This window comes from Actinomadura rudentiformis, from assembly GCF_008923185.1.
In the GTDB taxonomy this organism is placed as follows: domain Bacteria; phylum Actinomycetota; class Actinomycetes; order Streptosporangiales; family Streptosporangiaceae; genus Spirillospora; species Spirillospora rudentiformis.
Map to the genome: position 1 here is coordinate 409,517 of NZ_WBMT01000001.1, position 24,779 is coordinate 434,295.

Consider the following 24,779-nt stretch of genomic DNA (forward strand, 5'->3'; position numbering starts at 1 on the left):
GAGGGTATGACCGAACAAGGCGGAGCGGGTCTGCGGCACGCCGACCCCGCTGACGGGGGCGCGAGCCGTCTCGCCAAGAACAGGCTCGGGGTCACGGGCATCGTCTTCTTTGTCGTCGCCGCGGCCGCCCCCTTGGTCGGCATGACCGGCGCCGTCCCCATCGCCGTCGTCCTCGGCAACGGGTCCGGCGTGCCCGGCGCGTATCTCGCCGTGGGCCTCGTGCTGCTGGTCTTCAGCGTCGGGTACTCCGCGATGAGCCATCGGGTGACGAACACCGGGGCGTTCTTCGCCTACGTCGGAAGGGGGCTCGGTGTCGCCCCCGGCGTCGGGTCGGCCTTCGTCTCGCTGTTCGCCTACATGGTGGTGCAGCTCGCGGTCTTCGGGTTCTTCGGGGCCGTCATGGCACGGCAGATGGACACCGAGCTCGGCATCGATCTGGCCTGGTGGGTGTGGGCCCTGATCGCCTGGGCGCTGGTGCTGGGCCTGTCCGCGCTGAGCGTGGACATCGGGGCCAAGGTGCTGGGCCTGCTCATGGTGCTCGAGGTGCTGTCGCTGGCGGTCGTGGCCGTGGCGGTCCTGCTCCATGGCGGAGGGCCGGACGGCATGTCGCTGGGCGCGTCGTTCTCGCCCGGCAACGTCTTCGCCGGCGGTTTCGCCGGCTCGGCGGGCATCGCGCTGGCCTTCGCCTTCGCCTCCTACATCGGTTTCGAGGCGACCGCCATCTACGGTGAGGAGACCCGGGACCCCAAGCGCAGCGTCCCGCTCGCGACGTACATCGCCGTCTCCCTGATCGCGGTGCTGTTCGCGTTCACCTCCTGGGCGGTGGTCAGCGGACTGGGCAGCAGCGCGGTCGTCGACCGTGTCGCGGAGATCTCGACCGTGGAGGGAACGCCGCTCGCCGATCCCGCGGCGGTCCTCTTCGCCGTCGCTGAGGAGTACGTCGGCGGCTGGCTGGCGACGCTGATGAGCTGGCTGGTGCTCTCCAGCCTCTTCGCGGGGCTGCTCGCCTTCCAGAACAGCGCGGCGCGCTACGTCTTCTCGATGGCCCGCGCGAGAGTGCTGCCCGCCGCTCTCGGCCGGATCAACGGGCGCGGCGCGCCCGTGCTCGGCACCGTCGCCGTCGCGGCGGTGTCGCTGGTCGTCATCGTCGTCTTCCGGGTCACCGGCCGTGACCCGGTGGTGCACCTGTTCACCTGGTTCAGCGGTGTGGCCGTACTGGCAATCGTGCTGGTGGAGATCCTCGTCTCCGTCGCCGTGATCGCGTTCTTCCGCCGGGAGGGCGGCGGTGAGCGTGTGTGGAGCACCCTGGTCGCGCCCGGCATCAGCATCGTCGGTCTCGCTCTCGGGATGTATCTGCTCATGTCCCGCTTCGGCTTGATGGCCGGAACCGCGGCCGAGGGCGTCGACCCCACGAAGGAGTCATGGGGCCTGTCGACGCTGGGATGGTTCCTGGTCGCGCTGCCGTTCGTCGTCCTCGCACTCGGGGTGGTGGTCGGGGTCCTGCGGCGCAACAAGGAGGACGCGCAGGCCATGGCCGACCTGGTGACCTGACCTCTCGAAGGGATGTGGAATGAAGGCTCCGCGTTTCGTGCTCGTGCTCAGCGAGAACTGGACGATGACCAGCGGCCGCGATCTGCCGGCCCTGGTCCGCTGGGCCCGGGAGGCCGAGGACGCCGGCTTCGACGCCGCCATGGTCAGCGAGCACATCGTCCTCGGCCCGGACGCGGGTGCCGGCGGCGTCATGAGCAACCCGCGCGAGTACGCGCTGCCCGGTAACCAGGATCCGCACACCCCCTGGCCGTCGTCGCTCATGCTCCTCGCGTCGATCGCCTCGGTCACCACCCGGCTGCGGCTCGCCGCGGCCGCGGTGATCGCCCCGCTACGGCATCCGCTCGCGCTCGCCCGTGACCTCGGCACGCTCGACTTGATCTCCGAGGGACGTCTGGTGGTGCAGCCCACCGTGAGCTGGAGCAAGGACGAGTACGCCGCCTTGGGGGTGCCCTTCGAGCACCGGGGCGCCCTGCTGGACGAGCATCTGGAGATCTGGAGCAGGCTCTGGCAGGGTTCCCCGGTGTCGTACGAGGGGCGGCACTACGGCTTTGAGGACGTGTACTTCGAGCCGCGCGCCCATCGGCCCGACGGCCCCCGGATGTGGTTCGGAGGCCAACGGCTGCACGCCAGGTTGCTGGACCGCCTGGTGCAGCACGGCCACGGGTTCCACCCGCTGGGGAGACCGACGCCCGAGGAGCTCGACCGCCTGCGCACGGCCCTTGCCGGCGCGGGCCGCGACATGGCAGACCTGGAAATGATCGGCGGAACCCGTCCCACCTTCCCGGACGACCGGTCCTGTGCCCCGCTCCCGCCCGCGCTGGAGAGCATCCCGGACCAGCTCGCCCAGGGATTCACCACGTTCTGCATCAAGCCTTCGCAGTTCATCGACGACCCGGACGGTGTCGGCGCGTTCTGCCGGGAGGTCGTCAAACGCACCGATGCCCTGCTCAGATCCTGATGTGAGCGCTCAGATCCTGATGTGAGCAGGGCGCCGGCTTGCGGCTCAGGCGAGGGTGACGGTGACCGGCATCTCCTTGACGCCGTTCACGAAGTTGGAACGGACCCGCCGGATCTCACCGGCCGGCCGGATGTCGGCCAGCCTTGGCAGCAGCTCCTCGAACATGATCCGCATCTCCAGGCGGGCGAGCGCGTTGCCCAGGCAGAAGTGGGGGCTGCCCTTGCCGAAGGTGATGTGGTCGTTCGGGGTGCGGGTGACGTCGAAGCGGTCAGGGTCGGTGAAGACCTCGTCGTCGCGGTTGCCGGAGGCGAACCACAGCACGACCTTGTCGCCTTCCCTGATCTGCTTGCCGCGCATCTCCACGTCGCGGGTGGCGGTACGGCGGAAGTGGTAGACGGGCGAGGCCCAGCGCAGGAACTCCTCGACCGCGGTGGGCATGAGGTCGAGGTCCTCGCGCAGCCGGGCGGCCTCGGCGGGGTGGTCGATGAGCGCCCGCATGGAGTGGGTGATGGCGTGCCGGGTGGTCTCGTTGCCGGCCACCACCAGCAGCAGGAAGTAGTTGTCGAAGTCGCGGTCGGACAGCGGCTCGCCGTCGCGGGGGACCTGGTTGACCAGCCTGCTGATCAGGTCGGTGCCGTTCCCGCCGCGCCGCCGGGCGGCCAGCTCCCGGCCGTACTCGAACACCTCCAGGGACGCGGGGCTGCGGAAGGGGAGGTCGCGGTACAGTTCGCTCTCCTCGCTGTGCAGCAGGACGTCGGCGTACTCCGGATCGGTGTTGGCGATGATCCGGTTCCCCCAGTCGATGAGCCGCAGGGTGTCCTCGTCCGGGACGTCGAGCATCCGGGCCAGCACATTGATCGGGAAGTCGGCCGCGACCTCCTTGACGAAGTCGAAGGTGCCCTTGGCCAGCGCGGCGTCCAGCGTGCGGGCGGTCAGGCCGCGAAGGAACGTGGCGTAGCCCGCGACCGCCCGGGGAGTGAACTCACGATGCAGCAGGCGCCGCAGCGCCAGATGCCGGGGGCCGTCGGTCTCCAGCATGGAACGCCGGATCTTCGCCTGACGTTCGTCCACCTCCTCCAGGTTGACGAAACGCGTGGAGGTGAACGTCTCCGAGTCCCGGTCCGCGGCCACGATGTCCGCGTGCCTGGTGAGCGACCAGAAGCCGCCGCCGCCGTCGGTCTCGGGGTTCCAGTGGACCGGCTCGTTGCGGCGAAGCTCATCGAACATCCGCCACGGCGTCCGGTCGTCCAGGAAGTTGTCGACGTCGGCGAGGTCCACCGGGAGGGTGTCGGCTGCCAAGGCTGTCTCCTTACAGATGGTGGGCGTACTCGCGGAACTCCCAGTCGGTGACGTGCCGCTGGAATCGTGCGATCTCATCCCGCTTGTAGGCCAGGTAGGAGCCGACGAACCGCTCGCCGAGCACACCGGCCAGTTCCTCGTCGCCGGCCAGGGCGTCGAGTGCGGACGCCAGGTCACCGGGGAGCCGGGCGGCCTTGGCGGTGTCGTAGCCGTAGCCCTCCAGCGGCGGCGGCACGGTGAGCTTGCCGCGGATGCCCAGGTACACGGCGGCCAGCAGGGCCGCGATGCCGAGGTAGGGGTTGGCTCCGGCGTCACCGAGCCGCACTTCCAGCCGGGTGGCGCCGTCGCGCTCCGGCGGGATGCGGATCATCGCGCTGCGGTTGTCCAGCCCCCAGTCGATCAGCCAGGGCGCCAGGGTGTCGGGGCCGAACCGCTTGTAGGAGTTGATCGACGGATTGAAGATCGCGGCGAGCGCGGGGGCGTGCGCGATGACGCCGGCGATCGCCTGGTGTGCGGTCTCCGACAGCCCGTCCGGCCCGGCGTCCGGACCGTCGAAGACGTTGCGGCCGGTCTCGTCCACGCACGACAGGTGGACGTGGAATCCCGAGCCGCCGTCGTCGTTGAACGGCTTGGCCATGAACGTCGCCAGCCGCCCCTCGATGCGCGCGATCTCCTTGACGGCCGACTTCAGCCGGAACGCCCGGTCGGCGGCGTCGAGCGCGCCGGAGTGCTCGAGGTTGATCTCGAACTGGCCGCAGGAGAACTCGTGGTTGCCCATGGTCACGCCGAGCCCCATGTCGCGCAGATGGCGCAGGGCACGGAGCAGGTGGCCGTCGGGGTCGCTCTTGCGGCCGACGGTGTAGACGTTGCCGGGGCCCTCGCCGTAGCGGCGCCAGCCGTTCGGGGCGTCAGGGTCGGGTTCGCACAGGTAGTACTCCAGTTCGGGCCCGGCGACGGGGGTGAGACCGAGCTCGGAGAGCCGGCCTATGGCGTGCCGGAGGACCTCGCGCGGCCCCTCGGCGCACGGCTCGGTGCCGCCCGGTTCGTACGCCTCGCCGAGGCACTGGGCCACGCCCGGCTCCCATGGGATCGCGGCCAGCGTGGACAGGTCGGGCCGGACGCAGATGTCCGGAAGGCCCGCGTCGAGGCCGCCTGCCACGTCCACGACGTCGCCCTGGGGGCTGGTGTGGTAGACCGCGCGGCAGAAGGCCAGGCCGTGTGCCATCACCGAGGGCAGCCGGTCGACGAGCACGTCGCGGCCGCGGTCGACGCCGATCAGGTCGGGGTAGGAGACCCGGACCACGTCGATGCCGTCGGCCGTCAGCCGTTCGACCACGTCATGAACGTCCGCTGGGTGCTGTCCGGGCACGGGGGCTCCCCTCAGAAGGGCGGGTAGCTCGTTTGGGATCAAACAATATGTGCGTCGCCGTGGCCTGGCAAGAGGTCGCCGGGATTGGACGAACATTCGCCTGTCAGGTGACAAGGCCACCCGCCCACGCATATCGTACGGATCCAAACGATATGTTCGAGGAGGCGCGGTGGCACCGGTGCATGGGTTCCTGTACCCCAAGACGGCGACGGGACGCTCGTCGCTGATCCCCAGCCCGCCCTGGCACTACTCCGGTGATCTGCTGACCGTGGAGTACCGGACCGACCCGGCGCGTGTCGCGGAGTTGCTTCCGGCCCCCCTCGAACCCGCCGCCGAGGATCCCGGGGCGGTCGCGATCATCTGGGCGGACTGGCAGTCCTGCTCGGAGTCCGCGGAAGAACTCCTCGACCCGGTGCGCGCCCAGTACAAGGAGTGCTTCGTCGTGGTGCGCTGCTCGTTCGAGGGACGCACGTACAGCCGCTGCGTCTACATCTGGGTCGACAAGGACTTCGCCATCGCCCGGGGGCTCCACCAGGGCTACCCGAAGAAGCTCGGCTCGATCCACCAGACCCGGCCCCACCCCTATGGGCAGGCGGCGCCGCGCATCGGTGCGGGTGGCAGGTTCGGTGCGACCCTGGCCGCCGCAGACAGGAGGCTGGCCGAGGCTGTGGTCACCTTGCGCGAACCGTCCGAGACGAACGGGTTCGTCAACGGCCACCCGATGGCCCACCACCGCTTCCTGCCGTCGATCGAGCCGGACGGCTCCCCGGCGCTCCACGAACTGATCGAGTCGGGCGCGGCCGGCTTCGAGGCCGGGCCCGCCTGGGCGGGCGACGCCGAGTTGAGGCTCTTGGAGTCGCCGGCCGAGGAACTGGCCCGCCTCGAGGTGACCGAAGTGATCGGTGCCTACTTCCGCCAGGTCGGGGTCGTCTGGAACGGCGGCACGCGACTGTGGGACGGGGCCGCGGCAAGGGTAGATTCAGCGTAGCCGCACCCGTCGGGCCGGGATCCGTACCCCGCGCCGGGGTCATCGAGAGGACATCAGTGACCGGCCACCACACACTGCGTGAGACCGAGCAGGCCATCCAGCGCCGGCTGGGAGACGTCGTCCTGCGCCACGACGCGATGATGGCCGTCTCCAACATCTACCGGGCCGCGGCCGCCATCCGCCAGCACTTCGAGAGCTCCGTGCTGCGCTCGGCGGACCTGACCTGGACGGCGTTCGTCGTGCTGTGGGTGGTGTGGATCTGGGACGAGATCGAGACCCGGCATGCCGCCGAGGAGGCCGGCATCTCCAAGGGGACCCTCACCGGCGTGGTCAAGACGCTGGAGGGGCGCGGGCTGATGGAGCGAGGCCCGCACGAGAGCGACGGCCGCCGGGTGGTCCTCCGGCTCACCGGCAAGGGCCAGGAGCTGATGGAGCGGCTGTTCCCGGAGTTCAACGCCGAAGAGGCGTTCGTCGTCGAGCGCTTGGGCCAAGACCAGAACACGGCGCTGGCGCAGGCTCTCGGCACGATCGTCGAGCACCTGGAAAGCGAGGGGGAGCAGCGCCGGGACTCCCTGCGGGCCGGCGCCCCCCTGCCGCCCCGGCGCTCCGGACGCCGCGCGCGGGACTGATAGACGGCCGCAGTCAGCTCGTAGGAACCCTGGTGTCGTCCAACAGCAGCTTCCTGTAGCGGGGCAAGGAGCCGCCGCAGCCCAGCATGACCACACCGACGAGCCTGCCGTCGCGGTGGTATCCCAGCACCGCTTCCTCGCTGAGGTCGCCCTCCAGCAGGCGGATGTCGCCGCCGCCGAGGGCCGGTGCGCCGAACGACTGCAGTCTCAGGTCGTACTGGTCGCTCCAGAACGAGGGAAGGGGCATGAACGGCCGGCCGTTCTCGCCGAGCAGGGACCGTGCCGCGTGTTTCGCCGTGTCAGTGGGAATGCTCCAGTGCTCCACTCGCCGGGGGACGTCGTCGTATCGCGGGTTGGGAAACCGGGCGACGTCGCCGACGGCCACCACATCGGGGCGCCCCTCGACCCGCAGCGCGCCGTCGCACAGCACGCCGTCCGACAGGTCGAGCCCGTTGCCCTCCAGCCACTCGACGCAGGGCACCGACCCGACCGCTTCCACGACCACGTCGGCGTCGACGCTCGTCCCGTCGGACAACTCCAGTCCGGTCCCGGTGAAACGGGCGACTGTACGGCCGAGCAGGAACCGCACGCCGCGCCGCTGGTGACGGCGGCGCAACTCGGCGCCGAAGTCCGCGCCGAGCGGCCGGAGCATGGGCTCGCTCTCCGGCGCCACCACGGTGACGTCCGCGCCGAGGGTACGGGCGGTCGCGGCCACCTCGCATCCGATGAAGCCCGCGCCGACCACGGCCAGCCGCACCTCGGGCTTGAGGCGTGCCCGCAGGGCGGCAGCGTCGTCCAGCGTCCTGACGACGTGCCGCGACGGGCCTGCCCCCGGATCCTGCCCTGGCGCGTCCAACCGTCTGGGCCGCAGTCCTGTGGCGATCACCAGGCCGTCGTAGGACACCTCCGTCCCGTCGGCCAGGCGTACGACGCGCGCGGCGAGATCGGCTCCGGTGACGGCCGTCCCGAGGCGCCAGTCGGCATCGGCGACGCTCGCCCGCGTCCGGAACGCCACCCGGTCGAGGGCGACCTCGGCGGCGAGGACCTCCTTGGACAGGGGCGGCCGGTTGTAGGGCGGATGCGGCTCGTCGCCCACGACCACCAGCTCACCGGCATGGCCGGCGGCCCGCAACTGCTCGGCCGCACGGAGGCCGCCGAGGGACGCGCCGACCACGACGATCCGGCGCACCGCTAGTCCTCGACGGTGATGGCTTGGAGGGGGCAGACGTCGGCCGCTTCCTCGACGGCCTCGCGCAAGGCGTCATCGGGGGCGCTCTCGAACTCCAGCCGTCCCGCCCCGTCGAGCCGGAAGACCTCGGGCGCGGAGAACACGCACTGCCCGTGGTCCTGGCACCTGTCCATGTCGACGATGACCTTCATGCCGATGCTCCTCGCTTCATGTCCCCTACCTCCTCGGGGCGCGGACACCGCGGAACTCCCAGTCACCGCCGAAGGCGGTGGAGATGACCTCTTCGGACTCGGTGGGCTGCGCACCGCAGTCGTCGCGGACCGGCACGGGACCGGCCACGATGTGGTTGCGGAGCCGTCCCAGGCCCTCGGCTTCGACCTCGACCACGTCTCCCGGTTGCACGGGTCGCGAGTTGGCCGGAGTGCCCGACAGCAGTACGTCCCCGGGATCGAGGGTGATGGTGCGGGCGATGTCCGCGACGAGGTAGTGCATGTCCCACTCCATCTCGTCGGTGCCGCCGTCCTGGACCAGTTCGCCGTTGACGTAGGTGCGCAGGTACTTGCCGCGGAAGTCCCAGTCGGTGACCAGGCCGGGGCCGAGCGGGCACAGCGTGTCCGAGCCCTTGACCCGCAACATCGAGCCGGCGTCGGTGTCGCGGAAGTCGTGCAGGCCGTAGTCGTTGGCCACCGTGTATCCGGCGATGTACGCGCCGGCCTCCTTGGGGGAGACGTTGCGGCAGGTCCGGCCGATGACGATCGCGATCTCGCCCTCGTAGTTGAGGTACTTGCACCGTTCCGGGCGGACGACCGCGCCCCCGTGGGCGTTCAGGGCGGAGATCGGCTTGTGGAAGAAGGTCGGCGCGGCGGGCAGGCGGGCCTGGAACTCCTCCACGCGGCTGCGGTGGTTGAGATGCACCGCGACCACCTTGGTCGGCCTGCACGGCGGCAGGTGCACGGCCTCCTCGGCCCGCACCCGCCGCCCGTCGGCGGCGACCAGTTCGTCGCCCTCACGGACGACCTGGACGTCTGCTCCGTCGAGCAGGATCCTGCGGTACTCGGGCATCAGGCGGTCCATCCGTGCTCGGGCCGGTCGAACCAGACATGCACCTGGCCGGTTCCGACGGAGTTCTCGTACGTGCTGTACAGGCGGCCGGGAGCGGTGCAGGCCCCCTCGCCCAGAGCGCCGATCATCATCAGGTAGTGGCCGAACCGGGCCTCCGGCTTGAAGCGCAGGAACTCCGGCATCGTGTCCAGGACGCGCGCGTGGTCGCCGCGCGCCAGCCACTCGATGCGCTCCTCGTCGGCGGCCCGGGCCTCCGGAGTGAAGATGTGCGACGGATCGGCCGCCTCGTGGTCGCGGATCTGGCGCAGCGGCCAAAAGGTGTGCGACAGCGCGCCCGAGGCGATGAGGAGGACGCGCCGGTCGGTGGCCGCGATCGCGTCCCCGAGCGCCCGGCCGAGTCTCAGGAAGTCCTCGGTGTCGGCGGTCTGGCACACGCCGATCGACATCCAGCGCTTGCCCTCCAGGTCGAGGTACGGGTTGTCGCGCACCCCGAGGTAGGTCCACAGGTTGACGGTGGCGTAGTAGATCGGCAGGTAGGGGTCGTCGATCGGCGTGATCCACGTTCCGTGCTTGTCGGCGTAGCGTGCGACGGCGCGGGCCAGCTCGGGATCACCCGGGAAGTCGTAGGGCATCCGGCACATGCCCCGCGGCAGTTCCTCGGAGGTGTAGAGCCCGGCTCGCCGGTCATGGGCGGTGGTCACGAACTCGACCGTGGTGGCCCAGTGGGAGTCGAGGACGACGACGGTGTCGTAGTCGTCCACGCGGTCGAACACCTCGGCCCTCAGCCGCTTCAGGCCGTCGACCAGGGTGGAGTCCTCGCCGCGGTTCAGCTCCCGGCGGGTGACCTCGGGCAGGACGATCGTGGGGACGTGGGCCAGGAGCCCGGCGCCGACTACTTCTCCCATGGGGCCATCACCGTGTTCTTCACGTCGCAGTAGAAGTCGAAGCTCCAGTCGCCGCCCTCGCGGCCGACGCCGGACTGCCGGGACCCGCCGAACGGGGCCCGCAGGTCGCGCACGAAGAAGCAGTTGACCCAAACCGTCCCGGCCACCAGCCGTTCGGTGACGCGGGCGGCGCGCTCGGGGTCCCCGGTGGCGAGGGTCGCGGCGAGACCGAACCGGGTGTCGTTGGCCATCGCGACGGCTTGCTCCTCGGTGTCGAAGGTCTGCAGGGTCAGGACGGGACCGAAGACCTCCTCGCTGAGGATCTCGCTGCCCGCGGGGGCTCCGGTGAAGAGTGTGGGCCGGTAGTACAGGCCGCCGAGGTCGGTGTTGGGCCCGCCGCCGAGCAGCGCCCGGGCACCGTCCTTCGTGGCGCGCCGCACGAGTCCGTCGACCCGCTCGAAGTGCCGGCGGTGGATCTGCGGTCCGATGTCGGTGCTCAGGTCACGGGGATCGCCCTGAACGAGGCGTTCCGCCCGGGCGAGGAAGCGCTCGGTGAACTCGCCGGCGACCGACGCCTCCACCAGCAGGCGCGTCGCGGCCAGGCAGACCTGCCCGGCGTTGTCGTACTGCTCCACGGCCAGGTCGACGGCGAGGTCCAGGTCGGCGTCGGCGAACACCAGCAGCGGGGACTTGCCGCCGAGTTCCAGCGACAGCGGCGTCAGGTTCGGCGCCGCGGCGGCGGCGATGGTGCGCGCCGTCGGCACCGAGCCGGTGAAGCTGATCCGCCGCACGCCGGGATGCGCGACCAGGGCCGCGCCGGCCTCCGCGCCGAACCCCTGGACGACATTGAGCGCGCCGTCGGGCAGTCCGGCCTCGGCGGCGATGTCGGCCAGCAGCGAGGCGGTGAGCGGGGACCATTCGGCGGGCTTGAGAACGACGGTGTTCCCGGCGGCCAGTGCGGGGGCGACCTTCCAGGTGGCGAGCATGAGCGGCGCGTTCCACGGGGTGATCAGGGCGCAGACCCCGGCGGGGTCCCAGCTGACATGGTTGCGGTGGCCGCGGGTCTCGAAGTCGTCATGACCGAGCTGCAGCAGCCAGTCGGCGAAGAAGCGGAAGTTGTGCGCCACGCGCGGCATCACCCCGCGCCGGTGGGATCGGATCAACGCTCCGTTGTCGGCCGTCTCGACCTGCGCGAGCTCCTCGACGCGCTTGTCGACGCCGTCGGCGATCGCGTGCAGCAACCGGGCTCGTTCCTCCCGGCTCGTGCGGGCCCAGGCGGGGAAGGCCCTGGTGGCGGCGGTCACGGCGGCCTCGGCCTCGGCGGCTCCGCCGCGGGCGATCTCGGCGATCGGTTGCTCGTCGATGGGGGAGACATCGGTGAACGCGGCGGCCGAGCCGACCCGTTCACCGCCGATCCAGTGGGCGGTGTCGACGGTGACGCCCGCGACCTCTGCCATAGCGGCACCTCCGGTTCGTTTGGTCCCAAATAAACTAGGAGGGCCGGATGGTCCGGGTCAACAGTCCCGCCGGGCCCTCGTCCGCTATTGTTTGGCCTCAAATGAACTCTACCGGATGGAGAGGCCGTGACCGACATCCTGTATGAGGGCTGGCGCGAGCGGGCCGCCCGGCTGGCACCGCACACCGACCACCACATCGGCGGCGCCTTCGTGCCGAGCCGTGACGGCGCCACGTCGCCGGTCGTCTCTCCCCGGGACGGCCGCACGATCGCCGACGTGGCCGCCGCCGGACCGGAGGACGTCGACCGGGCGGTGGCCGCGGCTCGGCGGGCCTTCGACGAAGGGCCGTGGCCCCGGCTCGCCCCCGCCGAACGCAAAGCCGCCCTCCTCCGCCTGGCCGACCTCGTCGAGCGTGACCGCCAGACCCTCGCCCTGCTGGTCTCGCTGGAGATGGGCAAGCCGATCTCGGAGGCGGACGGCATCGAACTGCGAGCGGTCATCGGCTGCCTGCGCTGGTACGCCGAGGCCGCCGACAAGCTCGTCGACGAGTCGCCCCGGACGGCCGCCGGCTCCCTGGCCCTGGTCACCCGCGAGCCGGTCGGGGTGGTCGCCGCGGTCGTCCCATGGAACTTCCCGCTCACGATGGCGGCGTGGAAGCTCGCCCCGGCGCTGACCGCCGGGTGCACGGTGGTCCTGAAGCCCGCCGAGGAGTCGCCGTTGTCGGCGCTGCGGCTGGCCGCGCTGGCCGCCGAGGCCGGACTGCCGGACGGAGTGCTCAACGTCGTCAACGGCCCCGGCGAGGTCGCAGGGCGGGCGCTCGGCGAACATCCCGGTGTCGACACGCTGGCCTTCACCGGCTCCACCGAGGTCGGCCGCCATTTCCTGCGCTATGCCGCCGGCTCCAACCTCAAGCGCGTGTGGCTGGAGCTGGGGGGCAAGTCGCCCAACATCATCCTGCCGGACGCGCCCGACCTCGACGCCGCCGCCGACACAGCCGCCTGGGGCATCTTCTTCAACGCCGGCGAGATGTGCACGGCCCCGTCCCGATTGCTCGTCCATCGCTCCGTCGCCGGCCGGGTGCTGGACCGGATCGTCTCCCGTGCCGAGAAGCTCGTGGTCGGTGACCCGCTCGACCCGGCCACGGCCATGGGCCCGCTGGTCTCGGCTCGCCAGCGCGACCGCGTCCTGTCGTACGTGCAAGCGGGCAACGCCGAAGGTGCCCGCCTGCGCGCCGGAGGCTCCACGATCGAAGGGGACGGGTACTACCTGCGCCCGACCGTCTTCGACCAGGTCGAGCCCGGGATGCGGATCGCCCGGGAGGAGATCTTCGGGCCGGTGCTGTCGGTGCTGGAGTTCGACGACCTCGACGAGGCCGTGAGGCTGGCCAACGACACCGACTACGGCCTGGCCGCCGCCGTCTGGACCTCCGACCTGTCGACCGCGCACACGGTCTCACGCGCGCTCCGGGCCGGCACGGTCTGGGTCAACTGCTACGAGGAAGGCGACATGAGCGTCCCGTTCGGCGGCGTCAGGCAGTCGGGCCACGGCCGGGACAAGTCGCTGCACGCCCTCGACAAGTACCTCGACCTCAAGACCACCTGGATCGCCCTGTGAGCGTCCGCCCGCTGATCGCGATCCCGGCTCGCTTCTCCGCCGGCGCCTCGGCGCTGCGCTACGCCGCCGAGGTCGCCGCGCGCACGCTGGTCGAGGCGGTCTGGCGGGGCGGCGGCGAACCGTTCATCATGCACCCGGCCGAACCCGCGCGGGTCGCCGGGCGGCTGGCTCGCTGCGACGGCGTGCTGCTGCCGGGCGGCGGCGACCTGCATCCCCGCCACTACGGCGCCGCAAGCGAGCACGAGGCCCTTTATGACGTGGACGAGGAGCAGGACGCCTTCGACCTGGCCGTCGCAGCGCACGCCCTCGCCACCGGGGTGCCGATGCTGGCGATCTGCCGGGGCCTGCAGATCGTCAACGTGGTCCGCGGTGGAACGCTGCGGCAGCACATGGAGACCGACCACCGCCATGTCGTCCACCAGGTAGCCGCCGAGTCCGGCTCATTGCTGGCAAAGACAACCGGCACGCACGGCCTGACCTTGTCCTGCTACCACCATCAGGACATCGACAGGCTCGCCGGCGGTCTGGCCGTGACGGCGCGGGCTGCCGACGGGACGATCGAGGCCGTGGAGCTCCCCGATGCGACCGGCTGGTTCCTCGGCGTCCAGTGGCACCCGGAGGACACGGCTGCGAACGACCCGGCCCAGCAGTCCCTCTTCAGCGCTCTCGTTCGGGCGTCCGCCGGCGCGGACACCCATTCACACGAGCTGGGCGTGGCGTAGGAACGCGTCCATCAGATCGTGCGCGCGGCGTTCGGCGGCGGGCGCCGTCGCCCGGGTGCGGTCGAGGACCGCCTCCGGGTCGAGTCCCAGCCGCCGCATGTCCCTGTCGCCGCCGTACGACAGCCACAGTTGCAGCTCGCGCACGGTGATCTCGGGATGGAACTGGACGCCGAGGCTGCGCCCGATCCGGAAGGCCTGCGGGGCGACCTCGTTGCGAGCGATCTCGATGGCGCCCGGAGGCATCACCCAGCGGTCGAAGTGGTACTGGAACCACGGCCCCGGCCCGACGAGCGCGGGCTCATCGGTCTCGACGTCCACCCAGCCGATCTCGGGGCGCGGCGCGCGCTCCACCCCGCCGCCCAACGCCACCGCCAGGGCCTGACCGCCGAAGCAGATGCCCAGGATCGGCACTCCGATCGCGTGCGCCTTGCGCAGCAGAGCGAGCTCGCCGGGGATCCAGGCGCCGATCGCCGCCTCGTCGTCGACCGACCACGGCGCGCCCATCGCCACGATCAGGTCCCACCCGTCCGGATCGGGGAAGTCGATCTCCACGCCGGGAGCCTGGTGCCGCTCGGCCGGCACGACGACCAGTTCCGTGACCTCGAAGCCGTGCTGGACCAGCCTGTCCCCGACCGGCCCGATCGGGGACACGGCGTCGTGCTCGATCACCAGCGCGCGCATACGGCCCTTCCGTTCCACTCGCCCGCAGTCCATTTGCCCCCAAACGATATCTGATCGTTCGGCGCGCACGGTCTCATTGCATCATTGATGCAAGTGCGAATAGTTTGCAATAGTGGCCGCATGACGTACTCACTTCCCGACCTCCCCTACGACTACGCCGCCCTCGAGCCGGCGATCACCGGGGAGATCCTGGAACTTCACCACTCCAAGCACCACGCCGCATACGTCAAGGGCGCCAACGACACGTTGGAGAAGCTGGCGGAGGCCCGCGACAAGGACCAGCTCGGCGGCCTGGTCGGGCTGGAGAAGACGCTGGCCTTCAACCTGTCGGGCCACGTACTGCACACGATCTTCTGGGACAACCTGTCCCCGGACGGCGGCGATCGCCCCGACGGCGAGCTCGGCTCGGCCATCGACGAGCACTTCGGCTCGTTCGAGGCGTTCAAGAAGCAGCTCACCACCGCCACCGCGACGGTGCAGGGTTCCGGATGGGGTGTGCTCGGCTGGGAGCCGTTGGGCCAGAAGCTGATCGTTCAGCAGGTGTACGACCACCACGGCAACGTCGGCATGGGCTCCGTGCCGCTGCTGGTCTTCGACGCCTGGGAGCACGCCTACTACCTGCAATACCGCAACGTGCGTCCCGACTATGTCCAGAAGCTGTGGGACCTGGTCAACTGGAACGACGTCGCCGCACGCCTCACGGCCGCCAAGGGTGCCTGACCCGGTGAGGGCTCGCTGACCGCGGCGCCCACCGGACCCGGATCATGCTCAGAACACGGTCCCTCGGGGTCCGGCGGGCGCCGCTCAGCGTTCTCCACCCTGTACCGCCGCGCGCGAACGCGGCGCCAAGACCGGGTGACGCTAGAACTCCCAGCCGCCCATGGTGTAGCAGTGGTCGCTGGCTGTGACGTCGTCGGGGTGGCGGCAATAGGGGAAGGACGGGCGCGGCGTTCCCACGCCCCTTTCGACGAAGATGTAGTCGAGGTGCTTGGTGGCCTTGGAGCGGATGCCGTCACCCGTCCAGGTCGGAAAGGTGCCGATCGGATCGCCGTTGGCGTCGGTGCCCGTCTGTACCAGGTCGACCATGTCGCCGTACTCCGGCGGGAGCTGGTCGGGGCCGATGTTGAAGTCGCCCGTGAGGACCAGTCTGCGTCCGGGGCCACCTTCGGCGTTGAAGGCGCGAGCCTCCTGGTGATAGATGCTCGCCTGCTTCGGCGCCACCACCGCATCGGTCTCCAGATGTCCCGTGCAGACGGTCATGGGGCCGGCGTTCGTCTTCGCCCACAGGCACAGCGCCCATCGGCATTCGTCCTTGTCGCACTCCAAGCCGGGGTTGGGCAGCTCGATGCGCTTGATCTTCTCCACGACGCCGCCGGGCGTGAACACGGCGCTGCCGTACGGTCCGCACAGGGGATGGCGGGGAGCGGCCAGCTGGAACACGCCGTCGGTCTTCAGGTCACGGCGCAGCTTGTAGTAGTCAGCCATGCAGATCTCGTTGACCGAGATGAACCAGGGCCGATCCGAGGCGGCGAGGCGGCGCAGCTGGTCGAGCGCCCCCTCGCGGTACTTCGCACCACGCTGAGTGCCGTCTGGCGGGCCGCAGAAAAAGTTGCCCTGGCAGAGATTGTAGTGATGGATCTTCACGGTCGCCGTCGCGGCCTCGGCCGGGAAGATCCGGTCGGGAACACCGCCCCACACGGATGCGGTCAGCGTTCCGATCAAAGCGACCACCACGCCCAGCAAGGCAGCCACGCGTGATCTGCCGTGCTTGCCGCGCATTGACACCTGCTGCCCCACCTTCACCGACGGCAGATTCGCATGACACTGATCTCGGCTCTATAGAGCATTTCCCAGCGGGTCGACGCAAGATACCCCGCTTGGCGATCTTGCGTGGGTGCTGAGGAGGGTGCGGCGCTTGACGACCACCGCCGCTGGTGCGGCGGTGGTCGCCTTGGCTGGATGGTGCGGACGGGTCAGTCGTCGTCTCCGTCGTCGTCGTCTCCGCCGTCATCGTCACCGTCCGACGGGGCGCAGCCGGCGGTCACCGCGACGGTCGTTCCGATGGCCGCCACCACCGCGACCGTTGAGACGGACGCGGGGATGAGGGCCGTGCTGAGGGCCAGCAGGGCCTTGACGAACTTCAACAGCACACTGGTCATCTGGGTCCTCCCCACGTCGCGCGACGCCGATGGCCGCCCGATGGAACTGTGACGCAGCCGGGGGCGCGAAGCAATGGGGCGCGCTTGAAGGACACCTGCTCGTCACGTCGGGGTCACCGGCGGACCTGGCGGTCATGCTCATGCCCGGATGTCGGAAGCGGATCATTTGGTTGAACTTTCATCGGATGTATCAAGCAAAAACCGCCCGTATGGCGTGTCAGTCTCCAGATTTAGCCCCATATTGATCGGATGAATATCTGGACAAGGTAGTGAGGAAGCGCTTTCCTGAGGTATGGCCAGGCACCCCGTACTGCATGCGATCGGCACGTTCCTGCTTCTGACCTCGGCCGTCACGGCACCCGCCCAGGCCGGGGACCGCGCCACGGCCTCGAGCGCCGCCGCCCCCGGCTGTCCCGGCGAACCCTGGATGGACCGAAGGCTCCCCGCCGCGCAACGGACCGCGCAGCTGCTGCCACGCATGACCCTCGACGAGAAGGCATCGATGACCGCGTCGTTGTACGACGACCGGTACGCGCGCGAGACGCTGCCCATCGACCGGCTCTGCATCCCGGCGCTGCGGCTCAACAACGGGCCCGCGGGGGTCGGGTCGGGCGGCCCGGTGCAGCCCCAGACCACGGCCCTGCCCGCACCGCTCGGTCTCGCGGCGACCTTCGACGGCGCCATGGCGCGGGCGTACGGGGAGGTGCTCGGGCGGGAGACCCGCGACACCGGCCGCAACCTGATGGAGGGGCCGGCCGTGGACATCGCACGCGTTCCGCTGAACGGCCGCACGTTCGAGGGGTACGGCGAGGACCCCTACCTCTCGGGCCGCATCGTGACCGGCGCCGTCAAGGGCATCCAGGCGCAGGGCGTCATCGCCGAGCCCAAACACTACGTGGCCAACTCCCAGGAGACCGACCGCAACACCATCGACGAGAGGATCGACGAACGCACGCTCCGGCAGATCTACCTGCGTCCCTACGAGATGTCGGTCAAGCAGGGCCGGACGGGCGCGATCATGTGCGCCAAGAACCTGGTGAACGGCGCGCACGCCTGCGAGCACAAGGACCTCCTGCAGGGCGTGCTCAAGGACGAGTGGGGCTTCGACGGCCTCGTGGTCTCCGACTTCAACTCCTGCTACGACACCGTGCGCTGCGCCGAAGGCGGCCTGGACTTCGAGCTGCCCGTCGGCAAGTACTTCGGCGCGAAGCTGAAGGCCGCGGTGGAGGCCGGCCAGGTGAGCGCGGCCAACCTCGACGACCACGTGCGCCGGATCCTCACCACCATGTTCCGCTTCGGGATCTTCGACCGGCCGCAGGAGACCCGCCCCATCGACGTCGAACGGGACGGCGCGGTCGCACGGCGGGTCGCCGAGGACGCGACCGTCCTGCTCAAGAACGACGACCGCGTCCTGCCGCTGCGCAAGGGCCGTTCGGTCGCGCTGATCGGCCCGTCCTCGCGCACCGCCGTGATCGGCGGCGGTGGCAGCGTCGGCGTCGCTCCGATCTACCAGGTGAACGCGCTCGACGCGGTCAAGCGCAGGGGAATGCGGGTCACGCACGCGCAGGGCATGCCGCCGGTCGAGCTGGGCCCGCAGCCCGCGATCCCCACGTACGCCCTGAGGTCGGAGGACGGCAGGCCGGGCCTGACCGCCCGCTATTACAAGAATCCGACCTGGACGGGCGAACCCGCGCTCACCCGCGTCGATCCGTGGATCGCGATCGATCCCTCGGGCGGGCCGCCGCACGTGCCGGGCTTCCCGCCCGACGGCTGGTCGATCCGCTGGACCGGGACGCTCACCGCCCCGGCCGACGGCGACTACACCCTCCACCTCACCAACTACCGGTCCGCGTCCCTCTACCTCGACGGCGCCAAGCTGATCGAGAACGCGGGCTCCTTTCCCAGTGCCACCAAGTCCGTGACCGTGCGCCTCACCGCAGGGCAGCGGCACACGTTCCAGGTCGACTGGACCAAGCCCGGCGGGCAGGCCATGATCTCGGTCGCATGGACGCCGCCGCCGGGTCTGGCCGACCCGCAGATCGCCGAGGCGGCCAGGGCCGCACGAGCCGCCGACACCGCCGTCGTCTTCGCGGCCAACAAGGACACCGAGGGCCGCGACCGCCCGGGCCTCGGCCTCCCCGGTCACCAGGACGAGCTCATCGAGGCCGTCGCCCGCGCGAACCCCCGTACGGTCGTCGTCCTCAACACCGGCGGCCCGGTGCTCATGCCGTGGGCCGGCAAGGTCGCCGCGATCGTTCAGGCCTGGTACCCCGGCCAGGAGCACGGCAACGCCGCCGCGTCGGTGCTTCTGGGCGAACGAGATCCGTCCGGACGGCTGCCGATCACCTTCCCGAGGAGCCTGGCCGACACCCCGGCGAACACACCCGAGCAGTACCCGGGCGTGAACGGAGTCGCGCTCTTCTCCGAGGGACTGAGGGTCGGCTACCGGCACTTCGACGCCAAGGGCATCGAGCCGCTGTTCCCGTTCGGCCACGGCCTCTCCTACACCACGTTCCGCCTCTCACGTCTCAAAGTGCCCAGTGACCGAGTGAGCATGGACCAGGTGAGCGTGGACGTCGCCAACACCGGCCATCGGCGCGGCAGCCAGGTCGTCCAGATATATGTCGGCGGCGCCGACGGGCACGACGCGGCGGCCCCGCCCCGGCGGCTGGCGGGCTTCGCCAAGATCTCACTTGCCCCCGGCGAACGCCGCCGAGTCACCGTCGAGCTCGACGAGCGCGCCTTCGCCCACTGGGACGTGGACGCGCACGCCTGGATCGTCCCGTCCGGCACGTACACCGTCTCGGCGGGCACCTCGTCCCGCAACCTGCCGCTCACCGTGAAGGTGCACCGATGAAACGAGACCTCGCCGCGACCGCTGCCACACTTCTCGCCACGACCCTTCTCAGCCCGACCCCGACTGCCTCCGCCGCGCCGTCCTCGCCCCGGGCGCAGGCCGCTCCCTTCACCCACCCCGGGGTGCTGGTCAGCCGGAGCCAGCTCGACGTCATGCGCCAGCGCGCGCTGGCCGGGACGCAGCCGCAGAAGTCCGCCTACGACGCGATGCGCGCGAGCTCCTACGCGTCGCTGTCGTGGACGCCGAAGCCGCGGGCCGTCGTCGAGTGCGGCCCCTCGTCCAACCCCAACCTCGGATGCACGGACGAACGGGCGGACGGCATCGCCGCGTACACCCACGCGCTGATCTGGTACGTCACCCGCGACGACCGGTACGCGCGGAAGGCCATCCAGATCATGGACGCCTGGTCGGCGGTGCTGACCGACCACACCGGGCACAACGCGCCGTTGCAGACAGGCTGGGCCGGCGCCTCGTTCGCCCGCGCCGGCGAGATCGTCAAGCACACCTACACCGGCGGCTGGGCGCAGGCGGGCCGTTTCGCCACCATGCTCCGGACCGTCCACTTGCCCGAGGTGGTCAACGGCCGCGGCTGCACGAACGGCAACTGGGAGCTCATCATGATGGGCGCCGCGACCGGGATCGCGGTGTTCCTCGACGACCGGGCCTCGTTCGACAAGGCGGTCGGGATCTGGCGGGGCCGCGTCCCGGCGTACGTCTACCAGACCTCGGACGGCGCGACACCGAAGGCGCCGCCGAACTGCCCGAAGACCGGCTCCGCGCTCATCGCCTACTGGCAGGGCCAGTCGACGTTCGCCGACGGGCTCGCCCAGGAGACCTGCCGCGACTTCGGCCACACCGGCTGGGGTCTCGAAGCCGCCGCCCACGTCGCCGAGACCGCCTGGCACCAGGGCTTGAACCTCTACGGCGAGGTGCAGAAGCGCCTGACCGACGGCTTCTACTTCCACACCCGGTATGAGATGGGTACGGCGGTGCCGTCATGGCTGTGCGGCGGCTCGGTCAAGCCCGGCCTGGGCCCGACCACTGAGGTGCACTTTAACCACTACCGGAACCGCGCCGGGATCGAGATGGCGACCACCCAGCGCTACACCGAAAGCAAGCGGCCCGCAGGTGCCAACTACTTCCTGGCTTGGGAGACCCTCACCCACGCGAACAACCCCTGACTCCGCCCCGAGGCCCCGAGGCCCCAAGGCCTTGACGGCCTCGGGGCCTCGGCAGGCTCCTCTGAACTCATCGGACGTAGTGGGTGCCCAGCCACAGCTCGTCGATGCCGAGCCTCTGGTAGAAGTTCGGGGCGTCGGGCTTGGCCCAGGTGTTGAGCACCTCCAGCTTCACGTAGCGGGCCCCGCGGATGTCGAGGTCGATGAAGCGGACGCCGCGGGCGCTTTCGAGCGTGCCGGTTCTAACCGGCTCGCCCCAGTCGACCCCGTTCTTACTCGCATACACCCGGTAGTCCTTGATACGGGCGGAGTCCTCGGGGCGGCCGAAGGTGTTGCGGTTGTAGGTGGGGGACCACTCGCGCTGGTTGACCGCCAGGTACCTCACCGGCAGCGGCGCATCGAGCTTGAGCGTGATCGAGACCGGCAGCGTCCGTCCGTTGTCCCACCAGGTCAGATAGTCGCCGTCGGTGAGGTTGGCGGCCGGGTACCCCTCGAGCGAGGCGGAGGCCGACGGTATGACCCAGCCGTTCGGATAGAGGCCGTGGCGGCCGAAGGTGTCGACGCGGAAGACGGTGTCGTAGACGTCCCACGCGGTGACACCCCGGATGGTGAACGAGCCGCCGGACTGGGTGAACGCCATGCGGCGGCCGGTCCGGGCGTCGGTGACCCGCAGCACCTTGTAGCCGTTGTCGCGGATCGTGACGTGGTCGGTGGACGGCCGGGTCAGCACGTGAACGTAGTGCAGGTTCCGGTTCCTCTTGCTGATCGTGGTGACGCCGTGCGCGCCGTCGTTCCAGAAGCCGGGCTGGAGGCCGCCGTACATGTAGCCGCCGCCCTCGGTGCCGCGGATCGTGTGCATCACCTTCGGCAGGTAGCCGGCGACGAAGTCGTTGAACGCCTCCTGCTTGCTCGGGAACCGGCCGTTGACCATGGCCGTCTCGGCCATCAGCGACTTCACCGAGGAGCCCGCGTTGGTGAAGATCCGGCCCATGGTGACCGGGTGGTCCACGTCGGCGTCGGTGCCGTCGTACCACCAGGCGCCCCGGGTGGGCAGTTTCCATTCACCCTCGGTGAGCCGCGGCATGGGGGTCAGCACCGCCTGCGGATAGTCGTACGGCGGGGTCATGCCGACCTTCTGCTCATGGCTGACCATGTCCATGATCGGGGTGTCCTCGTTGTTGTTGCTCAACGTCCAGGTCGGGCGCTCAGCGCGGATGCGCTCGTAGAGGCCGTGCTCCTCCCAGTACTCGTTGTCGTTGTCGATCCAGAAGCCCGCCAGGTCCGGGTAGGCGCCCATCACCTCGACGAAGTTGTCATAACTGAACTCCCCGAAGCCCGGCCGGGTGTGCAGGTCGACCGGCTTGCCCTTGTAGGCCGAGTACGCCGCCGAGTCCATCCAGCTCTGGCCGTCGGGCAGTCCCTCCCAGTACCACTTGGGGTCGTCGGTCATGTAGAGGACGGTCTTCAGGCCCTTGCCCTTGGCGGCCGCGACGAGCTCGCCGAGGAAGTCGCGCTCGGTGCTGCACGTGCCGGGCACCTTCGACGGCCAGGCGCGGGCGTACCCGAGGCGGCTGTGGAACGAGGCCAGCACCAGATACTGCACGTTGAGCTTGCGCGCCTCGTTCACCCAGTAGTCGGCGGTCCAGCCGCCGTCGGTGACGGCCTTCTCCCAAGCGGCGCAGTCGGTGTAGCCGGGGGCGGTGCGCATTCCCCAGTGCAGGAACAGGCCGCCGAGGGACGCCCGCAGCCAGTGCTGGCGCGGATGGTAGAGCTCGGCGTGTGCGGCTGCCGGGGAGACCGCGCCGAGTGCGGTCAGGGCGAGGACGAGCGCGGAGACGAACGCGGCGAGCCGGCGTCGTCGATGTCCAGATGGCATGGGGCTCTCACTCCCGATGCGACATACATCCTATGTATTTGTCGCTCGCGACGTTAAGCGTGGGGGGTTCGCCCGTCAATATGTCTTATTCATCCGATGAGTCTGGCGAGCGCGTCAGAGCAGCGGGAGACGGATGGTGGTCGTGAAGCCCTCGCCCGGCGCGGTGTGCACCGTCGCCGTGCCGCCATGGGCTTCGGCCGCCGCCCGTACGATCGCCATCCCCAGACCGCTGCCGCCGTGCCCGCCGCCGCCCGCGCGGAAGAATCGGTCGAACACGCGGTCGGCGTCGTCGGGATCCATGCCGGGACCGTCGTCAGCCACCTCCAGCAGCGCCCAGCCCGTACCCCGCCGCAGGACGACGTGCGCCCTGGTCTCCTCGGGGGTGTGGGCCCGCACGTTGGCCAGCAGGTTTCCGACGATCTGCGTCAGGACGGTCTCATCGCCCTCGATGGCCAGGCCGCCGTCGGGCACGTCCACCCGCACGGGCCGCGCGGGCTGCACGGCACGCAGGTCGGCCACGGCCTCGTGCACGAGGCGTGCCAGGTCGACACGCGCCGGGCGCAACTGCGGGGACTGGTCGAGCCGCGCGAGTGCGAGCAGGTCGTCGACGAGCCGGGCCATCCGGTCGGCCTCGGCGGTCATGCGGGCCATCGCGCGGTCGCGTTCCCGGCCGTGCAGCATGCCCTTGCCAGAAAGCTGGAGGTAGCCGCGGATCGCGGCGAGCGGGGTGCGGAGCTCGTGCGAGGCGTCGGCGACGAACCGGCGCAGCTGCCGATCGCTGCGCTCGCGCATCTCGAAGGCCGCCTCGATCTGGTGCAACATCGCGTTGAGCGCCCCGCGGAGCTCCTCCACCTCGGCGCTGGGCGGGCCGCGGTCGGCGACGCGGCGGGCCAGGTCTCCCTCGGCGATCGCCGACGCGGTGTGCACCATGTCGCCGAGGGGGCGCAGCCTGCGCCGGGACTCGACACGGGAGACCACGGCCAGGACCAGCAGCAGCGCGCCGCCCGCGATCGCGTTCAGCAGCAACAGGCGCCGCACGGCGCGGTCCGCCGGCTCCAGTGAGAGGGCCAGGAGAACGTAGTTCCCGTCGGCCAGCCGCAGGGTGGTGACCCGGTACCGCGTGCCACGGCTCCGGACGGTCTCCGTGCCGCCGTCCGCCAGGGATTGGGGATCACCGGCCGCGCGGGCGAGGGCCTGCTGCCGCTTGTCCGGCGGCAGCGAACGGCGCAGTGGCAGCACCTCGCCGCCGCGTGCCAGCGGGATGAAGATCAGTTCCGAGGCGGCGCCCGGACTGGTCCTCCGTGACCCGGGCACGGCGTCCAACTCCGCGCCGAGATCAGCGAACCCCTGGATGCGTGCCAGGTCGACGTTCAAGCTCTGTACGGTGCTGCGGGCGTCGCTCAGGCTCTCGTCGGCCGCGCCCACCAGAAACCGGTCCAGCCCGTTCACTCCCGCCACGGAGAACAGCGCCAGGCCCAGCGCGAACAGCAGCACGTTGACGGTGGTGAGCTGTGCTCGCAGTGAGCGGGGACGCGACCGGCGCCGCCACCCCGGGCGCCATCCCCGGCGGCTCATTCCACCTCTCGCAGCCGGTAGCCCATCCCGCGCCGGGTCACGATCAGTGGTGGGCCCAGCGGGTCCAGCTTGCGGCGCAGATAGCCGATATAGGTCTCCACCACGGTCGACTCCCCGGCGAAGCCGAACTTCCAGACCTCCCTGAGGATCTGCTCCTTGGTGACGACCCGGCCGGCGTTCACCATCAGGTAGCGCAGCAGCGCGTACTCGGTCGGCGTGAGCTCCACCGGTGTGCCCGCCCGCCGCACGGTGTAGCTCGCCTCGTCCATCTCCACGTCGCCGTGCCGCAGCACCACCGGCGGCGGGCTCTGCCGGCTCGCGCGCCGCAGCACCGCCCGTACCCGCGCCACCACCTCGTCGATGTTGAACGGCTTGGTGATGTAGTCGTCGCCGCCCAGTGCGAGACCGCCGACGATGTCGGCCGGCGAGTCCCGCGCGGTCAGGAAGACCACCGGCACGTCCTCGCGTTCGGCGCGGACCGCGCGGCACACCTGCAGGCCGTTGCCGTCCGGCAACATCACATCGAGCAGCAGCAGATCGGGACGGTGCTTGCGGGCCAGCTCCACCGCCCGCGCCCCGCTCGCGGCGGGCAGCACCCGGAAGCCGTGGAACTCCAGCGTGATCCGGAGAATGTCGGCCAGGCTCGGCTCGTCCTCGACCACGAGCACGGTCGGTCCCGTCGGGCCTTCCATCGCCCCCGCCCCCGTTCCTTGTCCGGATCATGATGCCGC

Annotated in this window: 22 protein-coding genes; 9 read left to right on the top strand and 13 right to left on the bottom strand. The window is 70.4% G+C overall.

Features of this window, described 5'->3' with window-relative positions; all coding sequences use genetic code 11:
• Positions 1-6 precede the first annotated feature (6 nt).
• Together F8566_RS02005 and F8566_RS02010 are read left to right on the top strand one after the other, a co-directional pair.
• Positions 7-1,551 carry an APC family permease gene (locus F8566_RS02005; protein WP_151557332.1) on the top strand — a complete coding sequence of 515 codons (1,545 nt, stop codon included), beginning with the start codon at positions 7-9 and terminating at the stop codon, positions 1,549-1,551.
• Positions 1,552-1,570: 19 nt separating this feature from the next.
• On the top strand, positions 1,571-2,509 hold the full coding sequence (locus tag F8566_RS02010) for an LLM class flavin-dependent oxidoreductase (RefSeq protein ID WP_151557334.1): 939 nt from the start codon (positions 1,571-1,573) through the stop codon (positions 2,507-2,509).
• 45 nt (positions 2,510-2,554) lie between these two features.
• Here the strand turns inward: F8566_RS02010 and F8566_RS02015 are convergent, their stop codons facing one another.
• Positions 2,555-3,808: a cytochrome P450 gene (locus F8566_RS02015; protein WP_225992770.1), complete on the bottom strand. Its 1,254-nt coding sequence runs from the start codon at positions 3,806-3,808 to the stop codon at positions 2,555-2,557.
• Positions 3,809-3,818: 10 nt separating this feature from the next.
• Positions 3,819-5,177, bottom strand: coding sequence for a glutamine synthetase family protein (locus F8566_RS02020; RefSeq protein ID WP_225992771.1), 1,359 nt, complete (start codon positions 5,175-5,177; stop codon positions 3,819-3,821).
• Positions 5,178-5,346: 169 nt separating this feature from the next.
• Here F8566_RS02020 and F8566_RS02025 point away from each other — a divergent pair, with 169 nt between their 5' ends.
• Together F8566_RS02025 and F8566_RS02030 are read left to right on the top strand one after the other, a co-directional pair.
• Entirely contained in the window at positions 5,347-6,165 is an 819-nt protein-coding gene (locus tag F8566_RS02025; RefSeq protein ID WP_151557340.1) for an acetoacetate decarboxylase family protein, read from the top strand.
• Between the two features lie 56 nt (positions 6,166-6,221).
• A complete protein-coding gene (locus F8566_RS02030; RefSeq protein WP_151557342.1) occupies positions 6,222-6,794 on the top strand; it encodes a MarR family winged helix-turn-helix transcriptional regulator in 573 nt (190 codons plus the stop codon).
• Between the two features lie 13 nt (positions 6,795-6,807).
• On the opposite strand, the gene F8566_RS02035 is transcribed toward F8566_RS02030, so the two are convergent.
• Genes F8566_RS02035 through F8566_RS02055 form a run of 5 tightly spaced genes read right to left on the bottom strand, consistent with a single transcriptional unit; the run spans position 6,808 to position 11,386 of the window.
• On the bottom strand, positions 6,808-7,983 hold the full coding sequence (locus tag F8566_RS02035) for an NAD(P)/FAD-dependent oxidoreductase (RefSeq protein ID WP_225992772.1): 1,176 nt from the start codon (positions 7,981-7,983) through the stop codon (positions 6,808-6,810).
• A 2-nt stretch (positions 7,984-7,985) separates the two neighbouring features.
• Positions 7,986-8,174, bottom strand: a complete 189-nt coding sequence (locus tag F8566_RS02040) for a ferredoxin (RefSeq protein WP_151557344.1) — start codon at positions 8,172-8,174, stop codon at positions 7,986-7,988.
• 25 nt (positions 8,175-8,199) lie between these two features.
• Positions 8,200-9,045, bottom strand: coding sequence for a fumarylacetoacetate hydrolase family protein (locus tag F8566_RS02045; RefSeq protein WP_151557346.1), 846 nt, complete (start codon positions 9,043-9,045; stop codon positions 8,200-8,202).
• On the bottom strand, positions 9,045-9,950 hold the full coding sequence (locus F8566_RS02050) for a 3,4-dihydroxyphenylacetate 2,3-dioxygenase (RefSeq protein ID WP_151557348.1): 906 nt from the start codon (positions 9,948-9,950) through the stop codon (positions 9,045-9,047). Before F8566_RS02050 ends, F8566_RS02045 begins: the two co-directional genes overlap by 1 nt.
• Complete coding sequence (locus F8566_RS02055) at positions 9,938-11,386, bottom strand: aldehyde dehydrogenase (RefSeq protein WP_151557350.1); 1,449 nt, start codon at positions 11,384-11,386, stop codon at positions 9,938-9,940. The genes F8566_RS02050 and F8566_RS02055 overlap by 13 nt, the downstream gene beginning before the upstream one ends.
• Before the next feature lie 126 nt (positions 11,387-11,512).
• Between F8566_RS02055 and F8566_RS02060 the strand changes: the two genes are divergently transcribed.
• Both F8566_RS02060 and F8566_RS02065 read left to right on the top strand, forming a co-directional pair.
• Positions 11,513-13,000 (top strand): aldehyde dehydrogenase family protein, encoded by a 1,488-nt coding sequence (locus tag F8566_RS02060; RefSeq protein WP_151557352.1) that lies wholly within the window; start codon positions 11,513-11,515, stop codon positions 12,998-13,000.
• Positions 12,997-13,722 (top strand): gamma-glutamyl-gamma-aminobutyrate hydrolase family protein, encoded by a 726-nt coding sequence (locus F8566_RS02065; protein ID WP_151557354.1) that lies wholly within the window; start codon positions 12,997-12,999, stop codon positions 13,720-13,722. Before F8566_RS02060 ends, F8566_RS02065 begins: the two co-directional genes overlap by 4 nt.
• Here F8566_RS02065 and F8566_RS02070 read toward each other — a convergent pair.
• Positions 13,699-14,403, bottom strand: coding sequence for a type 1 glutamine amidotransferase (locus tag F8566_RS02070; RefSeq protein ID WP_151557357.1), 705 nt, complete (start codon positions 14,401-14,403; stop codon positions 13,699-13,701). The two genes, F8566_RS02065 and F8566_RS02070, sit on opposite strands and share 24 nt — an antisense overlap.
• Before the next feature lie 120 nt (positions 14,404-14,523).
• Here F8566_RS02070 and F8566_RS02075 point away from each other — a divergent pair, with 120 nt between their 5' ends.
• A complete protein-coding gene (locus F8566_RS02075) occupies positions 14,524-15,123 on the top strand; it encodes a superoxide dismutase (protein WP_151557359.1) in 600 nt (199 codons plus the stop codon).
• Positions 15,124-15,264: 141 nt separating this feature from the next.
• On the opposite strand, the gene F8566_RS02080 is transcribed toward F8566_RS02075, so the two are convergent.
• A complete protein-coding gene (locus F8566_RS02080; protein ID WP_151557361.1) occupies positions 15,265-16,155 on the bottom strand; it encodes an endonuclease/exonuclease/phosphatase family protein in 891 nt (296 codons plus the stop codon).
• 221 nt (positions 16,156-16,376) lie between these two features.
• Complete coding sequence (locus tag F8566_RS02085; protein WP_151557363.1) at positions 16,377-16,562, bottom strand: hypothetical protein; 186 nt, start codon at positions 16,560-16,562, stop codon at positions 16,377-16,379.
• Positions 16,563-16,854: 292 nt separating this feature from the next.
• Between F8566_RS02085 and F8566_RS02090 the strand changes: the two genes are divergently transcribed.
• Together F8566_RS02090 and F8566_RS02095 are read left to right on the top strand one after the other, a co-directional pair.
• Positions 16,855-19,419, top strand: coding sequence for a glycoside hydrolase family 3 protein (locus F8566_RS02090; RefSeq protein ID WP_151557365.1), 2,565 nt, complete (start codon positions 16,855-16,857; stop codon positions 19,417-19,419).
• Complete coding sequence (locus F8566_RS02095) at positions 19,416-20,600, top strand: alginate lyase family protein (protein WP_151557367.1); 1,185 nt, start codon at positions 19,416-19,418, stop codon at positions 20,598-20,600. The genes F8566_RS02090 and F8566_RS02095 overlap by 4 nt, the downstream gene beginning before the upstream one ends.
• 67 nt (positions 20,601-20,667) lie before the next feature.
• On the opposite strand, the gene F8566_RS02100 is transcribed toward F8566_RS02095, so the two are convergent.
• The 3 genes from F8566_RS02100 to F8566_RS02110 form a co-directional block, all read right to left on the bottom strand.
• Positions 20,668-22,473 (bottom strand): alpha-L-fucosidase, encoded by a 1,806-nt coding sequence (locus F8566_RS02100; RefSeq protein WP_151557369.1) that lies wholly within the window; start codon positions 22,471-22,473, stop codon positions 20,668-20,670.
• A gap of 114 nt (positions 22,474-22,587) precedes the next feature.
• Positions 22,588-24,048 carry a sensor histidine kinase gene (locus F8566_RS02105; RefSeq protein WP_151557371.1) on the bottom strand — a complete coding sequence of 487 codons (1,461 nt, stop codon included), beginning with the start codon at positions 24,046-24,048 and terminating at the stop codon, positions 22,588-22,590.
• Entirely contained in the window at positions 24,045-24,740 is a 696-nt protein-coding gene (locus tag F8566_RS02110) for a response regulator transcription factor (RefSeq protein ID WP_192809463.1), read from the bottom strand. The genes F8566_RS02105 and F8566_RS02110 overlap by 4 nt, the downstream gene beginning before the upstream one ends.
• Positions 24,741-24,779 lie beyond the last annotated feature (39 nt).